This is a genomic window from Gordonia araii NBRC 100433 (assembly GCF_000241265.1).
GTDB lineage: Bacteria > Actinomycetota > Actinomycetes > Mycobacteriales > Mycobacteriaceae > Gordonia > Gordonia araii.
Genome location: NZ_BAEE01000013.1, coordinates 36777 through 55491, shown reverse-complemented (window position 1 = coordinate 55491; position 18715 = coordinate 36777). Strand labels below are relative to the sequence as shown.

Genomic DNA, 18715 nt, shown 5'->3' with positions numbered 1-18715 from the left:
CCCGGGACCGCCCAATCCCGTTCCGCTCCCACTACTCTGAGACCGATCGCTCCGCGATGGCCCCTGGTGGGGAGGGTGAGTGAGATCGCCCGGATTCGCAGCGGACTCGACGAGGGGGTCCGCGCCGTTCTCGTGTCCGGACCGGCGGGAATCGGCAAGACCCGGCTCACCGAGGAGGCCACCACCGGCTCGCGGACCGTCCGCCGCGTGCGCGGCAGCGCGGCCATCTCGACGGTCCCCCTCGGCGCGTATGCGGAGTACCTGACCGGCGGCGAGGCCGACCCCGCCCTGCGGATCGGGCAGTTGATCGCCGCCTTGTCCGGCCCGCCCGGCGAATCCCTCGTCGTCGTCGATGATGTCCAAGAACTCGATCCGCTGTCCCTCGCGGTCACCCGCGCCCTCGCGCAGTCCCCGGCGGTACCGGTGGTCCTGATCTGGCGGACCGGCGATGAGGAGGCGGGTCCGGACCTCGCCGACCTGTTGCGGGTCGACGGCCTGGACCGGATCGAGCTGGCACCGCTGCCGCGGCCGGAGGTCGACGCACTCGCTCGAACCGTCCTGGGCCCCGACGTCGATGACGAAGCCCTCGCCCGGCTGTGGCACCGCTCGGAGGGCAACCCCCTGTTCCTCACCGCGTTGTTGGCCGACCCCGACGCGGCGCGGGAGGTGAGGTCGACGACCCCGGCCGTAACCTGCCCACGACGCTGGTCGATCTCATCGCCACCCGGTTGCGCCCGCTGCCCGCCGAGGTGCTCGAGGTGCTCGACCTCGTCGCCCTCGGCGACCCCCTCCCCCACTCGGTGCTCACCGGGATCACCGGGGCCGCCGCGGTGGAGGCGGCGGAGCGCCGCGGTGAAGCGTGCACTGCTGGCGAGCCGATCCGATGCGCCGGACCGGGATGCCGCGCTCGTCGACGGGTCGGTGGGTGCGATCGGGCTGGCGGCGCTGCCCCTCGCCATCGATCTGGCGAGCCGGGTCGGCCCGGGACCACACCTCGCCGCCGCACAGTTGACGGCGGCGCACGCAATGACCGTGCTCGGTGACGCCGACGGCGCCGAAACCATGTATGCCCGGATCTCGACCGCGGATCTGACTGCGCCGCAATGGGAATCACTGCTGGTCCTGATGGCCTACACCCGGCTGTGGAGCCGCAACGATGCCGCCGGGGCGGCCCGGGTCCTCTCCCGGGCGACCGACGCGCACGCCGGGACCGCGGCCCTGGCCGCCGAGGCCATGCTGCTGACCGCGGCCGGCGCACCCCGCGAGGCGATCGGGCTGTTTGCCCGGTTCCACGCCGGGGCCCCGCAGAGCGAGCAGGCCCGCATCACCGTGGCCTGGGCCGAGCTGACCGCCCTGGCGGAGGCCGGCGCGATGAGCGGACTCGACGACGTGATGCGCGCGGAGACGGTGCGCGCGGAAACCTCGGCCCTGATCGGCTATTGGCGCCTGACCCTGGCCTTCCCCCACCTGCGCGCCCAGAAGCTCGCGGGCGCACCCGATTTGGCCCAGCGCGCGTGGGAGACGGTACGCGCCCAGGTCCCTCCCCAGCCCGGCGCGGTCACGGGCTGGTTGACCGGCTTCGATGGAATCGCCGCCAGCGCCCGCGGCGACCTGCGCGCCGCGGGAGCCACGCTCGACGAGGCACTCGCCGAGTTCGACGCCGCGGACTGCGGGCCCGAGATGTGGTTCGGCTTCGCGTTGGAACGGGCCGAGGTCGCCGCACAAGCGGGTGACCACGAGGTCCTCACCGCACTGTTGGAACGGCTCAGTGCCGGCGACCATGCCGGCTATGCCTCGATGCGGCCGCTGTGGCAGGCCGTCGCCTCATGGTCTGATGCCCTGGCCGGTGCGGTGTCGGCAGCCATTCGGCAGTGCCTCGACGCAGCGGAATCCGCCCGGGCCGCAGGACAATCCGCGTTTGAGGTGTACTGCCTGCAGACCGCGGTGCGCTTCGGTGCGACCACCGCCGCCGAGAGGCTGGCCGCACTCGCCGAGGCGCTGCCCGACCTTCCCCGGGCCCGGTTGGCCGCGGTGCACGCCGCAGCGGTGGCGGCCGCCGACGGCGCCGCGTTGATCGCCAGCAGCGAGGAGTACGAGCGATACGGCCTCCTGCCCGAGGCGGCCGACGCCGCCGCACAGGCTGCGACGGCCTACCGCGGCGAGCAGTGGTCCGGGTCGGCGCTCACCGCCACCGAGCGAATGCGGTCGCTGGCCGACCAGAGCGGCGCGAACACCCCGGCCATGGCGGCCGTCGTCGCCGACGACGGGCTCACCGACCGGCAGCGCGAGATCGTCCGGCTGGCCGCAAACGGCCTGTCCAACAAGGAGATCGCCGAACGCCTCGTCGTGTCCGTCCGCACCGTCGAAGGCCACCTCTACCGGGCGTCACAAATCCTCGGCGCGCCGGTGCGGGGTTCGTGACGATCAGCACCGGCGCAAACGCCTAGGCGATCCGCGGCGGCGGCGAAGAAGTCTCGTCGGACTCCCACGGGTGTTGCGGCGCCGGTCCGGGGATATCGGGTATCACCAGACTCCCTGTCTTGCGCCGTAACCAGAATCGCACGTCGTCGATGGGGCCTCGATGGCGGCGGAGAACCAACCGCCCGCGGAACTCCTGCGGTGACCGCGGCAACTCCACACCCGACTCCAAGGCGAGGAGGTGGCCGACGAGCCGCTGCGCGGCCAAACGCTCGGCTCGCGAGTACAGCCGCTCCGGGTCGTCGGTGTGACGGATGACCGGCCGCACCGCGTCGATGACGTCGCCGGTGTCCAAGCCGACGTCGACGAAGTGAATCGTTGATCCGACGGCATCGAACCTTTGATCGCCGATCGCGGTGAAGAAGCAGTGACATCCGCGGTAGTCGGGCAGGTGACCGCCGTGGATATTGACGATCGGCACCCCGATTGCGCGGATGGTCTCCGACGACAGCCGCGTCGTACAGGTGATCACACAGAGATCAGCACCGGATGCCTCGACCGCGGCGCCGACCCGTTGGTCGTTGATGTCACCCACGACCAACGGCGTCGGGCGCTGCACGGTCGGAAACCCGTCATGACGGGGATCGAAGTAGCGGCGCCGGTATCGGTTCTTGCCGAATACGCCACGCCGGATCCGGTGGTACTCGGCCGCCGCCGCGTCCACCCAACGCCGGCGGCGCCAGATCGCATGCCGTTGGGCACTGCCGGGCTCCTCAACGGTGCAAACCAGTTGTAGCTCCGACGCCAGGAGTCGTTCCAAATACAGGTTGTGGAAGTCGTCCCCTCGCATCAACGCGACCTTGAGTCGGCCAACCCCATCATCTGATCGCGGAGCCATCAGCACCCTCCGTCATTCCGTCCCGTCCCCTCGCATGGCAAGCACCTTTCTCAACCACCTTGCGTCGGCTGCCGCCGCATCCGCCGCACCCGTCCGATAGTCGTTCTCGATGACGTAGACACCGGTAAAGCCCCCCGCGCACAACTGGCGGATGGTGCCGGCGACATCCGCACCGCCATCTCCCAAGCGACGATCGCCCAGGCCTGCGGCCCCGTCCTTGACATGGACGAAAGAGCGAATCCGGGTGGTGTGGGCCGCCAAGACCTCCCGATGGTCGACACCGGCGACGACGAGATTCTGGGTGTCGAACAGCAGCTCGACCCCATCGTCGCCCACAAGCGCGAAAAGCGTGGACAGTTGCTCGCCAGGCAGCACGTTCTCCGTCGCAACCGTGACCCCCGCCGCAGCGGCGCGCGCACCAGCCAGGCGCAGAAGTTCGGCCGTGCGCTCGAGGTCGGCACCACCGGTAATCTCCGCCTGCTCGAACGACGGCAGATAGACATACCGGACCTCTAGATCGGATGCCACGTCTATCGCCTCCGCCACGGCGGCTTCCGCATGCGGCCCGGCCACCCCGGTGAGTTCCAGCCGATTGATCGCCAGTCCGGCAAGACGGACGTGCGACTCGGCCGCCGCCGTGCGAAGTCCCGCCGTCGTGGCGGCCTCGACGTCGACCAGGTCCAGGTGCAGATGCGCAAAGCCGTGTTCGGCCGCCCACCGCACTGCCGCCACACCCCGCACCGGCAGAGTCCAGGCGGTCACCCCCAACTCCGGCTGCACCCGCCCGATCATACGGAGACACCGAGGTCGCGAAAGTGCGCGACGAGGAACTCCGGGGAACTGAAGAGAGCCAGCCGGTCGGTGACTGCGTCACCGCTGCGGGTAAGCGAGACCGACCTTCGCACACACCACGCCGCCGCGCGGAGAACCACGAACGGCATGAACGCGGCCACGTGGTCGGTGAGCGTCGCGGCGTCGAGGCCCGCGTGCGAGCTGTAGGCCCGAATCACGCTCTGCTCGTCGCCGAATTCTTCAACACCCCAGGAATCGGCCCACCGCAGGGTGATCGGCGACAGCAGGTACGCGAGGTCCCAGGCGGCACTCCCCCGTCGCGCACCCTCCCAGTCGAGGAACCGGCACCGGTCGGCGGCGAGCACGATGTTGTGTTGGATCAAGTCGGTATGCAACAGGACCGGTTCGGTCTCCGGCAGCCCCCGCTGCTCGAGGACTCCGGCGCACCGGCGCAGAACCCGCGTGGCAGAGGTGTCGGGCACCGTCGAGTCCAGCAGCTTCTCCGCCTCTCCGAGCAGGAATTCCTTGGCTGGACGGGAATCGAGCAACGGTCCGGATCGCCGCGGCACACATTGATGCACGGTCGCCAAGGTTTCAGCGCAGTGCGATAGGCCGGCGGGGTACGGGAGGAAGTCGCCACCGAGGAACGACTCGACGATCATCGGGACCGCCCCCGGAGAATCGACCAGCGCGAGCGGGCGCGGCGCGACGTCCAGCCGTGCGAGGTCGACCAGCACCGCGAACTCGCGCTGCAACTGGGCGATAGTGCTGAGCCCCCACTGACTGCGACGGCTGACCCGGGCGACGTGGACCTGCCCACCGGAGTAGACCAGGAAGTTGGCGTGATAGATGCCGTCGACGAGCAGCGTGGCGGTGGTGTTCGCCGGGTCGGGAAGCCATGGAGTCGGGGAGTGACGCCGCAGGGATTGTTCGACGGCCGACCGGAGGCCGTCGACATCCGCGGTCACCGCCGGAGCGCGGTTTGCAGCAGCGACAGACGCTCGACAAACCGGTCCAAAACCGAAGGGTCCACCAGGAGTGCGTGGTGCGGCAGGGTGAAACACGTGGCCGCCAGGTGTTCTGCGCCCCTGAGGTCACCAGCCGGCTGCACCAGGCGTTCGACGTGTTCGGCGGGGAACCTGCGGTACAGCCCCGGACGGTAGAGCCGGTGTTGGGGCATCGGCGCCCCGACCGGTTCCAGGAAGAGTCCCACCAACCGCGACAACTCCGACCGCACCACCTCGGCCGACGCCCCGCCGAAGGCGTCGGCATCGATCTGGATCGGCAGGTGCCAGAATGTCTCCCGGTCCACCCGGGGGTCATCGCGCCGGCGAACGGTGCGGACCCCCTCCACCTCGTCCAGAGCCGACTCCAGGTGTTCGACGCGCTGCACGCGAACCTCGTTCTGCGCGTCCAGCATCGGCAACGCAACCCTGAGGATGGCCGCCTGAATCTCGGTCAGGCAGTGGTTGTGACCCTGCCACCCCCGACCAGGGACCAGATCGGGGAACCCCTCGTCGACTCCCTCGTCGGACCAGACTCGCCCATCGGCGCGAAGTTGCTGCAGCCCATCGGACAGGCTGGGGTCGCGAGTCACCGCAGCGCCGCCCTCGCCCGACGTGAGCAATTTCGAACTCTGGAAACTGAAGGCCGCGGCCCGGCCGTGAGCGCCGACACGGCGGCCCCGCCACACTGCGCCGTGCGCCTGGGAACAGTCTTCGATCATCACGATCCCGTGGCGCTCGCAGAGCTGCTCGAACTCGTCGAGGTCGGCGATCGAGCTGGACAGATGGGTGACCAACACTGCCGTCACCCTCGGCCCGATCAGGGCAGCCGCGGCACGCGGATCCATCGCAAAGGTCTCCGGGTCGATGTCGACAAACACCGGGACTGCTCCGACCCGGACGACCGCAGAGGCACAGGCAACCCACGCGAGTCCCGGTACCAGGACTTCATCGCCGTAGGACACGCCGCAGGCGCTTAACGCCGCGACCAGCGCCGACGATCCATTCGCGGTCGGCGCCACGGCCCCGACACCGAGATAGTCCGCGAACTCGGCGGCGAACCGCTTCTCCTCACTCGGGGCTTGCCCCTTCATACCGCTGATCGCCCACCTGCCGCTGTGCAGAACCCGCCGCACCGCCGCGTCGATCTCCGGGGTGGTGAACGGCCACGTCCCCCATGCCAGCGGAGGCAGTTGCGGGGCAATCGTTTCCGGGTCGCCCATCAACCACCCCGGTGACCCGAAGGCACGCGTCGCGTGGCGGCAACCAGGTCGACGGCATCGCGGAGCGCCTCCGACGAGATCTCGGCACGTTCGGCCACGAAGTAGGTGCCGCCGATGCGCGACGGCAGCGGCAGGTTGAGTTTGCGTCCGCGGTGCCGGGCCGAATCGTCCAAACCCCGTTCGATCACTGACAGATCAGCCATGATTGGGTGCCACGTTTGGAGTCCAAGCCGTTGGGCGAGTTCCACGATCATCTCGTACGCCGCGCGATCGAGCGACCCTCGGAGCACCGACACCGCCGAGAACAGCATCACGTCGAGCGCTACGGCTTCCCCGTGCGCCAGCCGGTGACCCGTCTCGACCTCGAAGATTCCACTGACCGTATGTCCGAAGTCGACACATCGACGCAGGTCGGACTCAAAAGGGTTCGAGGCGAGTTCATCGACCATCCCACGAATCGCCCGGTCCACAATCGCGCGCACCTCCGGGGTATCGCGGGCTCCGGGTTCGAGTAGCAGCGCGCCGTGCTGCTCCAACAGCTCGAACAGCCCACCGTCGCCGGCTACCGCGAGTTTGAGGATCTCCGCTATGCCGCAACGGATTTCGCGCGGCGGAAGGGTCGCAAGAAATGCCCCGTCGGTGAGCGTCGCCTCGGGTGGATTGAACGCGCCGGCAATGTTCTTCGCACCGCCGGAGTTGACTCCACATTTGAGGCCGACCGCGGCGTCGACCTGGGCGATCAAGGTCGTCCCGATCTTGATGTGTGAAACGCCCCGCCGAAAAAGCCCGGCCGCCAGACCCACCATGTCAAGGAGAATGCCGCCGCCGATTCCCACGATGACCCCATCGCGGGCAAGTCCTCGCTCGCCGGCGACATTCACGATCCGTTCGACATTCGCCAGCGATTTGGCATGTTCGCCCGTCGGCACCACCATCACATCGGCGGCCGCGAGCCCAAGGGCAGATCGAATCTCGCCGATTGCCGCCGCATAGAGGCGATTCACCGTCGGGCTGACGACGATCAGCGCCGGCCGCCCCCGAACTGCAGCCACCACCCCGGTGGCGTCGGACACCACCGCGGCGCGCCGGATCTCCGTCGACGTCTCCCGGGTCGCGCGGAGAACGGTGATGGGCGCGGAATCCTTCGCGAGTCCACTTCCCGTCATCGGAACCTTCCCCGCCGCTCATCCAGGGCCGCCAACAGGTGGGCGGCAGCCTCCTCGGCCATGCCCGCACGGGCCTGCGCGGTCGCCGAACCGATGTGGGGAGTCACGACGAGATTCGGCACCCCGAGCAACCGGCTGGGGATACCCGGCTCAGCGACGAAGACGTCGACGCCGGCACCGGAAAGGTGCCCGCTCGCCAACGCGCGCAGCAGCGCATCCTCGTCGACGATCCCTCCTCGACTCGTGTTCACCAAGACCGATCCGCGCGGCATCAGCGCGATCTCCCGAGTGCCGATCAGGTTCACCGTCTCCGGGGTGCGCGGCACGTGGATCGACACGACATCGGAGGCCGCGAGGAGATCGGGCAGCGCCGCTCGAAACCCCGGCTCCTCCGACGGGGTGCGCCGGTGGTGGAGGACGGTCATTCCCAGCGCGGCGGCCATGTCTGCGACGCGTCGGGCTATCCGCCCGTAGCCGACCAACCCCAGCGTCAGCCCGGCGACGCCGCGACCGACGACGTGGTCGAACGCCCACCCGGGCCACGTCTGGTCGTCCAGTTCGGCGACGGCCGCAGGCACCCCCCGCGACACCATGAGGATCAGGCAAACGGTGAGTTCGGCAGTCGGGACGACGGTGGCCTCCGGGGCGCTCACCAGCGTGATGCCCCGCGCCGAAATCGCGTCCTGGTCCACCGCGTCGGTTCCCGCACCGGCGACGGCCACGACACTCAGGCTGGGCATGGAGTCGAGGACCGCGCCGTCGACCCGGTCGGTCGGCCCGACGAGCAACGCCTCTGCATCGGGCGCCGATCCGATCGGGCCGTACACGGCCTCGACCGAACCGTCCAGCGCTGGCACCGGCGCCGGGATGGTGACCAAGACGCGAGTCGTCACGGCACTCCTCCAACCACGGCCACGGACGACTCCGCAACTCTTCGGCACGATTCTATCGCCACCGCCCCACACCCGCAGACACCCTGGGCCTCCTACTGATTCACGAAACACAACACCGACTTCGACCGCTAGACTCACCCCGTGCCCGTACCCTCCAATCCCCTGCCGTTGGGCACCCGTCTGCCCTGGTTCCGGTTGACCGACCTGGACGGAAACGAATGTGCTGCCTCCGACGTCGGTGACGGGCAAATCGCGATCGTCGCCTTCATCTGCAACCACTCGCCCTATGTGCGCCACATCGAGACCGTCCTCGCCGAACAGTTGAACGCCTACCGGCGCGAGGGGATCTTCGTGGTCGCAATCTCGCCCAATGACGTCATCAGCTATCCGTCCGACAGCCTCGCGATGATGCGGGAGCAGGCGACCCGCGACGTGGTCTTCGAGTTCCCGTACTGCCTCGACGAATCGCAAGAGGTGACCAAGGTGTTCCAGGCTGCCTGCACCCCGGAGATATTCGTGTACGACACCGCGGGGCGCCTGGCCTACCACGGCCAGTTCGACGCGAGCCGCCCCAGCGTCGCCGACGGAACGCCGGTGACGGGCGACAGCCTTGCTCGTGCCATCACCGCGGTGCGCGTCGGCGATGCCCTCAACACCCCGCAGTCGTCGTCATTGGGCTGCAGCGTCAAGTGGCGATCGGGCAATGAGCCGGACTACGTCCTGGCGCTTCCCGACCAGCGCTGGATCCTCGACGTCGGATAGCCATGTATCTCGACGTCGCCAGCTACATGCTGACAGTGCTGACTTTCTCCGTGGGCTTCCTGAGCGCGCGGCGCCACGCGCATTTCGATGTGCTGTCCAAAGATCTCTCCGACCGGTCGTGGAAAATCCGGCAGGCCCTCAACCAAGGACAGAATCTCGGCCCCCGCGACCTCGCCGAAGACATCGCCGCGGTGAGCGTCCGGCCCGATGCAGTCGCGAAGTTCGCGCGCATCGTGAACGGGTCCTTCTTCGTCGCGACCTGCGTCGTCTTCGTGATGGGTCTCGTCGCTTGGGAAAACACCCAGACCGATGTCCTGCTGACCATCCTGTTCATCAGCACCGCACTGGTCTTCGCCCTCGGCGAATTCGACGTCCGGTGGATGGAGTCCCAAGAACGGAATCTTGCGCACGGCACGGTGTTGGGCCAACTCGCCGTCGTCGACCGGGCCCTCAAGTCCGACGAGGACGAGACCGCCGACCGCGAGATCGCCGAAATCCGCGAGGCCTACCCGCAATGGGTGTTCGGCCGGGAGCTCGAACTCGCCCTCGCGGCGAAAGAATCGCTGCCGTCCGAGGCCACCGGCGCCCGCGAACTGCTCGGCCTCGACGCCCCGCTGGAGGCGGCGCCGTTCCTCGTCGCCGAAACCCAACTGCAGCGTGGCAACCCGATCGAAGCCCTGCAGGACTTCCAGATCGTCTTGCCTCGTTCGAGTAAGTCGCGCAACTTCGACGGACTCGCCAAGGTCCTCGGCTTCGCCGCCGGTCTTCCGCACACCCTTTTCACCGAGGTGTCGCTGCCGCCGCGCTGGTCCGCCGACTCCGCGGGCCTGGAGGTCAGCTTGTCGACGCTGCCGACGATCCGCAGCACCGCGCATTCGCTGGAGACCTTCAATTCCGGTACGAGCCTGCACGACTGGTTGGCCGAACAGCCGAATTCGGCGGCGTGGCTCGTCTGCCGCGCGGCCACCGCCGCCGACGACGAGCTCACCGACCTGCTGGACCGGGCGAGCCGCCCCGAGTACAGCGGCGCCCTCAACAGCCTGGGCACCGTCTGTCTGGCGCGATCGCGTGACATCGATGCGCTGCGCATCTTTGAGACGGCCGCCCGCCTGCGACCCAATTCGTCGACGGCGCATTGGGGCCGCGCCCTCGCGTGCGCACGCCGCGGCTGGACCGACGTCGCCATGGAATCCCTGCTGCGGGCGGAGAGTTTGGATCCCCGCTCACCGAGGATCATCGAACTGACCCGGATCGCCCTCAACGACGACGCGCCGGACCGGTTGCTCGCCCACCAGGGCGAATCCGACTGGTCGCCGTGGGAAACGATCCAGCTGGCCCTCCTGGGGTACCGCCTCGACCACACCGACCGGATCACCGGTCCCCGCGGCGAGTTGGTGGCGACGATCGTCGACTCCGCGCTCGCCGCCTCCCCCGAGGTGGCTCAATGACCGCCGACGCGCTGACCAGCAACGTCGAATCGATTCAGGAACATCTGGAATCCAAGCCCGTCCGGCTACCGCTTGGGATCGGCGGCGGGGGGCGCACCTTCGTGCACTGGTTGGCCGAGAGCCTGGACTTGGGGCCGCTGACCGACGCGGGGGAGGGACGGTGGACGTTCCCCGGCGGAGCGATCGTCGACCGATCGTCCCGCCCGGCCGACGACGGACCCGCCGGGGTCATCGTGGAACCCGACCGCACCGCCGGGATTCCGCCCCACGACATCGGACCAGCCGGGGCGGCCCACCTGGCCACAACGTTCCTGGCCGCACACCTCGCCGGCGACACGGCCACGGCGCAGCGGTTCGTCGAGCGCTTCGGCCCCCTCACGTCCGTCGCCGACAGCCACGGTTGGGCGTCGATTATCGGCAACCCGACTGCGTCAATACGGCAGACCGAGGGTGCGGTCCGGGCGTCGGACGCCTTCCGCGACCATTTCCGCTCGATCCAGTCACGAGGGGGGACCCGACTTCTCGATCTCGGCCGCGTGCTGTACCTGCTCGCCCCCCAACCGATGCACCTCGGCGACGAATGGGCGAACCTCGCCTCGGCGATCTCCAACCGGGCCTACACCCTCGCCGACATCAACCTGGTCCTCAGCGAATGCACCGATCTGTTCAACATCGACTCCACCGCCGACAACCCCACCGTCGCCGCGGTCAACCCGTTCACCCGACTCCTCTTCAGCGGCTTCGTCCCCGGGTCGAGCAGTGAGTACGCCGATCTCTACACCTGGATGTCGAGACGCTCGGTGCGGTCGTTGATCCGCGACGACACCGGCGACGAATTCATCCGGACCGCGCTGCCCCTGGTCGCGGCCCGCGGCAACTGCCTCACCGCGCTCCTCGAGGACGGGGCCGTCATGCTGGCCTCCGACGTCGAGTTGCTGGCCGACTACCTCGAGCGCGATCCCGAACTCGCCGTCCACCCGGGCGCCAAAGCGGTCCTGCTCCACGCACACCGCCTCCGTTCGAGCGGTGGCGACCGCGAAGCCCAGATGGAGTTCGCCCTGCGACGCGTGTCGTTGACGAGCGCAGCCGACAAGATCGCCGAAGTCCTCCCCGAACGATCCTGGCGACCGGTGTGGTCCAACTCCAGCCCCGCCAACGTGCACCGCGTCCTCGCCGAAGGGACCGCCGGGGTCCTGTCGCTGGCCGTCATCCCGGGGGTGTCGCCGTTCCGGGCCTATGCCGGCACCGGCAACGGACAGATCCACCGGGTGACCCGAACGCACGGCGAGCTCCTGGACTTGGGCGACGAGACCGGTTCGGCCGAGATCCGCGGTCTTGCCGCAATCGAGCACGACGGCGCCGACATCATCGTGGTCGCGGCCTCGGATGCGACACTCGCCGCGTATCGGGTGACACCCGGTCCGGACGCGACCGCTGTCCGCCTTTGGTGCCACGACGAGCCGTTGTCGAGCCCGTTCACCACCGCGACGATCGCCCTGCCCGCCGACGGCCCGCCCGTTGTCCTGTCCGGCGGAGTGTCGGGCACGGTGTGGGTGCACGATCTGTTGACCGGTGAAGATCTCGGCCCCCTGGTCTCTTGGGGGGCCGAGATCCGCGGTGTTCGTACCGCACACCTCGATGACCGCGACGTGGCCATCGTCGTCGCGGTGGACAGCCGGTTGGCCGTCGTCGACCTTCACACGCACGACGAACTCGCGGTGACCACCCTGGCGCAATGGTCCGCCGACGCCGGGATGGCCGCGCTCCTCACCCCGTCGTGCATGAATGCGATCGTCATGGGTGACGACGTGCGGATCGTCGTCGGCTGCGCCATGGGGGAACTGTTCGAGGTGCGCTGGTCCCCGGGCAGCCCACTGGACGTGGACCGACTCGAGCTGCCCGGCGTCCCCGACTCCGGGGTGAACGAAGTCGTGTTGCGGCTCCACCGCGACGGGCTATCGCGGTTCATCGCCCGAAACGACGGGGTCTGGATCCGCTACGACCCCGACCAACCGCGCCGGATCAAGGTCTTCGTCGGACACGCCGGACCGGTGTGGGCGCAGGCGGTGATCGATGTCCCCGGCACCGGAGAGGTCGTCAGCCTGACCGGCGGATCGGAAGGCGCCGTGCGGATCTGGCGCCACGTGGAAGTCATCGACGAGGCGCTGGCCTACCTCCAGGTCAATCACCACCGGGGCGCCATCCGCGCCATCGCCGTGCGCGCGAGCGACGAGGAGGTCGAGGTGGTCACCGGCGGTGACGACGGCGACGTCCGAGTGTGGCACGGCGCCAATGCCCGTCGCGGCGGCGTCGCCTCCCGGCATCAGGGTGCGATCTCCGCGTTCCTCTGGCTGCCGACCGCGTCGGGGATGCGCCTGGTCGTCGGCGCCGCCGACGGCAGTCTGCGGTTGGCCACCACCGACGTACCCGAGCAGCCCGCCCGCCTGCTGGGCATCGCCCACGAAGGCGTGACGGCCCTGGCGCCGAGTTCGACCGACGGCTCGTTCTGGTCCGCCGGTAACGACGGCGGCATCACCCGATGGGATGCCATCGCCGGGGTGGCCCGCGAGTCGCGGATGGTCTGCCGGTACGGACGGGTGACCGCCGTGGCCACCGACGGTTACGGACGCGTGCTGGTCGGCGGTCAGGACGGGTCACTCTCCCTGGTCGCGCCGGACGGCTCGCATGTGATGGAGTCGCGGACCTTCGACTCCGAGGTCACCGCAATCGACGTCGTCGCCGAACTCCACTTGGCCGTCATCGGCCTGGCCAGCGGACACGTCTACACGTTGCCGATCGCGCACGGCGTGGACGGCCCAATCCGGTCCATGCACCGCCACGGCCTGAACGTGGTCGCCGTCAACGCCTTTGAGTTGTACGGCCAGTTGGCCGTGGTCAGCGTCGGCCGCGACCGCAAAGTCATGGTGGGCGACGTCAGTAGCCGTGTACTCCTGCACACGATCAGCCTCGAGGGCTTCCCCACGGATCTCGCGGTGGCCGACAACTACATCGCCGTCAGCACGACGGCCGGGGGCACGCTGTTCCAGTTCGCCGACGGTCACGTCCAGCCCGCCGCCACGCCCCGGGACCGATAGATGTCCTTCGAGTTCGGTGTTGCCGCGGGTGACCTCTCAACGTCGTCGGTGGTCTTGTGGACGCGGGTCGGCCCCGACGAACCGATCGACTGGGTGGTCGAGTCGTCGGGCGGTTCCCGGCGCGGCAGCACGCACGCGGATGCCGACGGGTTCGTCCACGTTGCCCTGGGCGCGCTCGACCCGGGTATGCCGCACCGCTATCGGTTCCACACCGAGGCCGGTGGGCCCAGCCCTTGGGGCCGGTTCCGCACGCTGCCGAGCAACGGTGGAATCCGATTCGCCGTGGCGTCATGCGCGAAGTTCAACTCCGGCTATTTCAACGCCTACGCGGCGATCGCCGAGCGCTCCGACCTCGATTTCGTCCTCCACCTCGGCGATTTCATCTACGAGGCCGGCCAAATCCCCCGTGGGCGCCAGACTCCGGGCATCGACATCGGGCGCGAGTTCGAACCGCGGCACGATTGTGTGACCTTCGACGATTATTCGACCCGGTACGCCCAGTACCGCCGCGACCCGGCACTCCGCGCACTCAGCGAGGCCCACGGCCTGCTCTTCACCCTCGACGACCACGAGATCGCCGACAACGCTTGGTCGGGCGGAGCCGAGGAACACCTCCCCGAAGACGGCCCCTGGGCAAACCGCCTGCACGGCGCGCTGGCGGCATGGGAGCGATGGCAGCCGACCACCCGGCGTCCCACGGCGGGCGAGCCGCTGTGGCGGCAGGTGCGCCTGGGGGACGTCGCCACGTTGTTCCTCTGCGAGACACGACTGAACCGCACCGACCCGGACGCCCCCGACGGGCCCGGAAAGTCGGCGCTGGGACCAACGCAGCGAGCCGAGCTCCTCGCCGCCGCCGACGCCGGGGACGACTGGTTTGTGCTCGGCATGCCGTCAAAGCTGCTGAGCCTCCAGGCGGCCCGGGGTCACTCTGACACCGATCTCGTCTTGACCACGCTCAAGTTGTCCGCCTCCGACGGCTCCCCGTTTCGGGACCGGTGGGACTCCTACGCCGGTGAGCAGTCGACCATCGTCGACGCCCTCGGCAAGGGACCCCGCCGGACGGTGGCCCTCTGCGGCGACGTACATTTCGCCGCGTTCAGCGAATACGGCAACCTCGCCGAATGCGTGACCAGCTCGGTCACCTCACCCAACTTCGACGACAAGATGGGCTGGTCGGGCACCACAAAGTCTCGGCCATACGAAGAGAAGCTCGTCGGTCTCGTCCCCGAGATGGCGTGGTGCGACCTCGATCGCCACGGGTTCCTCGTCGTCGACATCACCGCCGAAAGATTCACCTGCGAATGGTGGGGGGTCGCCTCCGTCGTCGAGCCGACCTCATCGGCGACTCTGCTCCACACCGTGACGGTGCACCCGCCGACGCACTGATGTCCCGGCGCGGACTGCGGCTACTCGCCCCGCATCCGCTGCCCGACGTCGCGGAGCAGGTTCTCCATCTCCTCGACGGTGATCTTCTCGTGGCCCGGAATGTTCTTGTCCAGGAACGCCACCGATGCCGCCTCGTCGTCGCTGTCGCGGATGGCCTCGAACTCCCGCAGTTGGGCATCGGTGAGTCGTGCGGACAACCTGTTGCCCACGCGGGTCTCCAATTCACCCCACGCGAGTTCCGCGATCTCCCGCACCTCCTCGCGCGACATCCCGTCGGGTACCACTGCCGCAATTCGAGCGACGAAATCCTGGGCCATCGTTTACTCCTCCACCGTTCGGTCTACCTGTCCGCCGGGCTTGCCGCCCTGGGCGGCCGCCTGGCTCTCCAGCTTCTTGCGTTTGGCCAACCATTCGTCGAGGAAAGCGCCCTGGTTCGGTGGCTTCCCCTTGACGGCCACATTCTCCGGGTACTCGACGTCCGGGTCGAGGGGTCGCACGTCGAGATGCCCGACCCCGTTCCAGGTGGCGCGCATCAGCGCGGCGGGATCGACCCGCTCGCACGTTTCCCGGACCGCGTCCACCACCATCGTGAACGGCTGCGGCGCCACCACGGCCGACGCGTTGCGGGTGACGATGCTGTGGAAGGTCGCCAGGTTCGCCAACGTCGCGGCGTCCAGTTGGCCGCCGGTCGCCCGCACGTGTTCGGCCACGTGCGGACCCGAGGCGCGAAACACCACCGAGGTGCCGACGTTGCCGCTCAACGCCTCGGCAACCTCCGGGGCGAGCTGCCCGAGGTATTGGTGGGCCGCCGTCACCGACAGGCCGAACTTGCGCCCCTCGGACAGCATGTTCACCAGTGAGCCGGCCATCACCGCGTGCGCCTCGTCGACGATGACGTGGAACCGCCGGTCGGTGTCGCGGTTCATCGCGGCCACCCAGAACCGGTTGAGCAGCAGGTAGCCCAGCAGCCGCGACGCCGCCAATCCGATCTGGCCTTTCGCGAGATCGACAAGGATGATCCGCCCACCATCCATCGCGCCGACCGGATCGTAGGCGTCGTAGCCCGACCCGAGGATGGCCCGCAGCGCGGGACTGCCGGTGAAGCTCTCGAACTTGCTGTTGACCCAGCCGACGAGATCGCCGTACTCGGAGCTCTTCTGGTTCCGCACCTCGTTGCGCCACCACAGCACCTCGCGGGGATCGGTCTGCGCCTTCATCAGCGCCTCCCGCATCCCCTTGTGGTCGAAGATCAGCGGCACGTCGAGCAGACTCGCCCGACGGCCGCGCAGCGTCACCAGCCCACGGAGTCCCGCGCTGATCCGGTCGACGAAGCGCGGCCCGACGATTCCGGTGCGTTTGGGGTCGAACAGCTCGTAGAACATCTCACCCATGTCCGAGATGGCCGTCGCGAGAGCCGCGTCGTCGGCGGCGGCCAACGGATTCAACGGGATCGGATGCTCGAGGTCGTCGGCGCGCACCACCATGCACCGGTCGATCGCCGACGCGGGGAGTTCCGCGACGATCCGGTCGACGAGGGTTCCGTGCGGGTCGAGGACCAGCGCCCCGTGTCCGCTGTGCGCGAGTTGGTGGACCATCGTCGAGAGCAGCGTCGACTTGCCGGTGCCCGTCGCGCCAACGACGTGGACGTGGCGCAGCAGTTCCTGCTCGCCCAGCGCCACGTCGACCTTGCGACCGAAATCGGTGGTCGCCGTGCCGACGACCATCGCGGAGTCCCGTGGTGAGGTGACGGTCTTCTGCGCCACCGGGATGCCGGGCGGCGGGGCGACGAGAAACCCGGGCGGGACGGCGGCGCCGACGGGCAGCAGCAGGGCCAACCGCACCTCGGACTCGTCGCAGCGGAACGACTCGGCCGGGACCGCCGCGCCGAACTCGAGCCCGGGCAGGCTGTCGGCGAGGGCGGCGCGCAACCCCAGCGGCGGCTCACTCCCGCCGACGAGGGCCACCGACATCGCAAACCAGGCATCGTCGACGGCCGTGACGCCCACCTCGACGTGCCCGTCCGGCCAGTTGATCAGGGCCTGCCACAACCGGTTCCGGTCACGCACGCTCACCGGCACCTCGGTGTCCCAGCGCCGGCCGGACTCGGTGCGGGGTTTGAACCCGACCGTCGTCGACTCGGGTCGGCCGTGCCACACGTGGTGCCGCTCGCGCGGGACCCGGGTGGTGCGCTCGGTGGACACGGCCTCGTCGAGGACGACCGCCAACTCGTCGCACACCCGCGACTCGGTGCAGTCGAGGTGGACCACCAGCCCCTCCGATCCGGCGTCATCGACGCCCGACCGGATGGTCAGAGTCTCGCCGAGCGCCAACCGCAGCATCGAGACGATGGCGTCGTTGGCGGGCTCGGCACTGTGGGGTTCGGCGCTGGGCCGCAGGCCGGTAATGGTGAGCGTCGCCCGCTCGGCGAAGGCCTCCGGCGACGTTCCCTCCGCCGATATCTCGACCCCGACGTCCAACCTGCCCGCCTCGAATCCGCCCGAATCGAGTCCCATCTCAACCCCTTCCGTTGTCATCCGCATGTAGGGGGTGAGCCGTTTCCCCACGTGGGCGTCCCCGACAGTGGCCATCCGCCGGCGTTCAGCCGCCGAAGAACACGAGGGCCCCGATACCCAGGGCGATGCCCGCCACCACCAGCGCGAGTACTCCGGTGACCACCACCGCGAGCGGCCACTGCACGATGATCGCCACCACCGAGCCCACGGCGACGACGATGAGAAGCGCGGCGTCCAGACGCGAACGGCGTTGGCCGGCGTCGCCCTCGCCGTCGCGCCACCCGACGAGCACCACGGTCGCGGTGAACAGCGGGATCAACCAGGGCACCGCGGCGTGCGGGACCACGCGCGCCATCCCGTCGAACCACTCCATGAGCGAGGGGATCCACCCCCAGGCGCCGCGGTGCACCTCGACGACCATGTCCGCCAGTCGCTCCCCCGCCTTCGCCGACGAGGTGGCGAGCATCTGCGTCACCGCCAGCGGGCCGCCGAGCAGCGCGATGGTCGAGGCCACGCCGAGCCGACGGTCCAGTCCGCGCGGTGCCCGGGCATCGATGCGCTCGTCGCCGATGGCGGGCACGAACCTGCTGAGCAGCGCGGCCACCACATAGCCGATCACCGCGCCGATCACCGGACCGGCGTAGCCGCCCGCGCCGCTCTCACCGGCCCACCCGATCGAGAAGCCGGCGGCCACCAGGACCGCCAGGATCCACCGGCGCGGGCGGCCGAGGACGTAGTCGCTGAGCCAACACACCACCGCGGCGGCGATGACGGTGATCGCCACGGTTTTGAGCAGCCCGAGAAACATTCCCGAGGTCAGCGTCGGCTCGTCGGGCAGCGACATCAGGAAACTGCCGAACACCACGATCAGATAGGGCACGCCGAGCCAGAGCTTGGCGATCGAACCGGCCGTCGCCTCGGTGCGCCGCCGACGCTTGGCCGCGGCCCGGTCGACGGCCTCGCGCTCGCGCTGTGCTTGGCGGTCCCGCTCGTCGCGCTCGCGCTGTTCCCGCTCGCGGCGCTCCTGTTCCAGCTGGTCGTCGCGTGCTTGTGCCTCCGCCGCCCCGGCCAACGCCGACGCGGTGATCAGCTTGCTCAGTTCCTCGTCGTCCACCCG

The 18715-nt window shown here is 69.2% G+C and carries 14 protein-coding genes; 5 read left to right on the top strand and 9 right to left on the bottom strand.

Features of this window, described 5'->3' with window-relative positions; genetic code table 11:
* Positions 1 to 75 precede the first annotated feature (75 nt).
* Entirely contained in the window at positions 76 to 2421 is a 2346-nt protein-coding gene (locus GOARA_RS20715) for a helix-turn-helix transcriptional regulator (RefSeq protein WP_007320680.1), read from the top strand.
* Between the two features lie 22 nt (positions 2422 to 2443).
* Here GOARA_RS20715 and GOARA_RS02345 read toward each other — a convergent pair whose 3' ends face one another.
* From GOARA_RS02345 to GOARA_RS02320, 6 genes are all read right to left on the bottom strand, one after another.
* Positions 2444 to 3268: a formyltransferase family protein gene (locus GOARA_RS02345; RefSeq protein ID WP_170265599.1), complete on the bottom strand. Its 825-nt coding sequence runs from the start codon at positions 3266 to 3268 to the stop codon at positions 2444 to 2446.
* Between the two features lie 60 nt (positions 3269 to 3328).
* Positions 3329 to 4096: a sugar phosphate isomerase/epimerase family protein gene (locus tag GOARA_RS02340; protein WP_170265601.1), complete on the bottom strand. Its 768-nt coding sequence runs from the start codon at positions 4094 to 4096 to the stop codon at positions 3329 to 3331.
* Between the two features lie 8 nt (positions 4097 to 4104).
* Positions 4105 to 5076, bottom strand: coding sequence for a phosphotransferase (locus tag GOARA_RS02335; protein ID WP_007320677.1), 972 nt, complete (start codon positions 5074 to 5076; stop codon positions 4105 to 4107).
* Positions 5073 to 6335 carry a DegT/DnrJ/EryC1/StrS family aminotransferase gene (locus GOARA_RS02330; RefSeq protein WP_007320676.1) on the bottom strand — a complete coding sequence of 421 codons (1263 nt, stop codon included), beginning with the start codon at positions 6333 to 6335 and terminating at the stop codon, positions 5073 to 5075. Before GOARA_RS02330 ends, GOARA_RS02335 begins: the two co-directional genes overlap by 4 nt.
* Positions 6335 to 7408, bottom strand: a complete 1074-nt coding sequence (locus tag GOARA_RS02325; RefSeq protein ID WP_170265603.1) for a sedoheptulose 7-phosphate cyclase — start codon at positions 7406 to 7408, stop codon at positions 6335 to 6337. The genes GOARA_RS02330 and GOARA_RS02325 overlap by 1 nt, the downstream gene beginning before the upstream one ends.
* An 89-nt stretch (positions 7409 to 7497) precedes the next feature.
* Positions 7498 to 8394 carry a 2-hydroxyacid dehydrogenase gene (locus GOARA_RS02320; RefSeq protein WP_007320674.1) on the bottom strand — a complete coding sequence of 299 codons (897 nt, stop codon included), beginning with the start codon at positions 8392 to 8394 and terminating at the stop codon, positions 7498 to 7500.
* A 141-nt stretch (positions 8395 to 8535) separates the two neighbouring features.
* Between GOARA_RS02320 and GOARA_RS02315 the strand changes: the two genes are divergently transcribed.
* From GOARA_RS02315 to GOARA_RS02300, 4 genes are read left to right on the top strand one after another with little or no spacing between them, the layout of a single operon-like run.
* Positions 8536 to 9156 carry a thioredoxin family protein gene (locus GOARA_RS02315; protein WP_007320673.1) on the top strand — a complete coding sequence of 207 codons (621 nt, stop codon included), beginning with the start codon at positions 8536 to 8538 and terminating at the stop codon, positions 9154 to 9156.
* A gap of 2 nt (positions 9157 to 9158) precedes the next feature.
* Positions 9159 to 10604, top strand: a complete 1446-nt coding sequence (locus GOARA_RS02310) for a tetratricopeptide repeat protein (protein WP_007320672.1) — start codon at positions 9159 to 9161, stop codon at positions 10602 to 10604.
* Positions 10601 to 13699: a WD40 repeat domain-containing protein gene (locus GOARA_RS02305; protein ID WP_007320671.1), complete on the top strand. Its 3099-nt coding sequence runs from the start codon at positions 10601 to 10603 to the stop codon at positions 13697 to 13699. Before GOARA_RS02310 ends, GOARA_RS02305 begins: the two co-directional genes overlap by 4 nt.
* Complete coding sequence (locus tag GOARA_RS02300) at positions 13700 to 15085, top strand: alkaline phosphatase D family protein (RefSeq protein ID WP_007320670.1); 1386 nt, start codon at positions 13700 to 13702, stop codon at positions 15083 to 15085. It begins immediately after the preceding gene.
* A 20-nt stretch (positions 15086 to 15105) separates the two neighbouring features.
* On the opposite strand, the gene GOARA_RS02295 is transcribed toward GOARA_RS02300, so the two are convergent.
* From GOARA_RS02295 to GOARA_RS02285, 3 genes are all read right to left on the bottom strand, one after another.
* The gene (locus GOARA_RS02295; RefSeq protein ID WP_007320669.1) at positions 15106 to 15402 is read right to left on the bottom strand and encodes a DUF5663 domain-containing protein; all 297 of its coding nucleotides are present in this window, start codon (positions 15400 to 15402) and stop codon (positions 15106 to 15108) included.
* Positions 15403 to 15405: 3 nt separating this feature from the next.
* A complete protein-coding gene (locus GOARA_RS02290; RefSeq protein ID WP_245548335.1) occupies positions 15406 to 17598 on the bottom strand; it encodes a type IV secretory system conjugative DNA transfer family protein in 2193 nt (730 codons plus the stop codon).
* A gap of 85 nt (positions 17599 to 17683) precedes the next feature.
* Positions 17684 to 18712: a hypothetical protein gene (locus GOARA_RS02285; RefSeq protein WP_007320667.1), complete on the bottom strand. Its 1029-nt coding sequence runs from the start codon at positions 18710 to 18712 to the stop codon at positions 17684 to 17686.
* Positions 18713 to 18715: the final 3 nt, after the last annotated feature.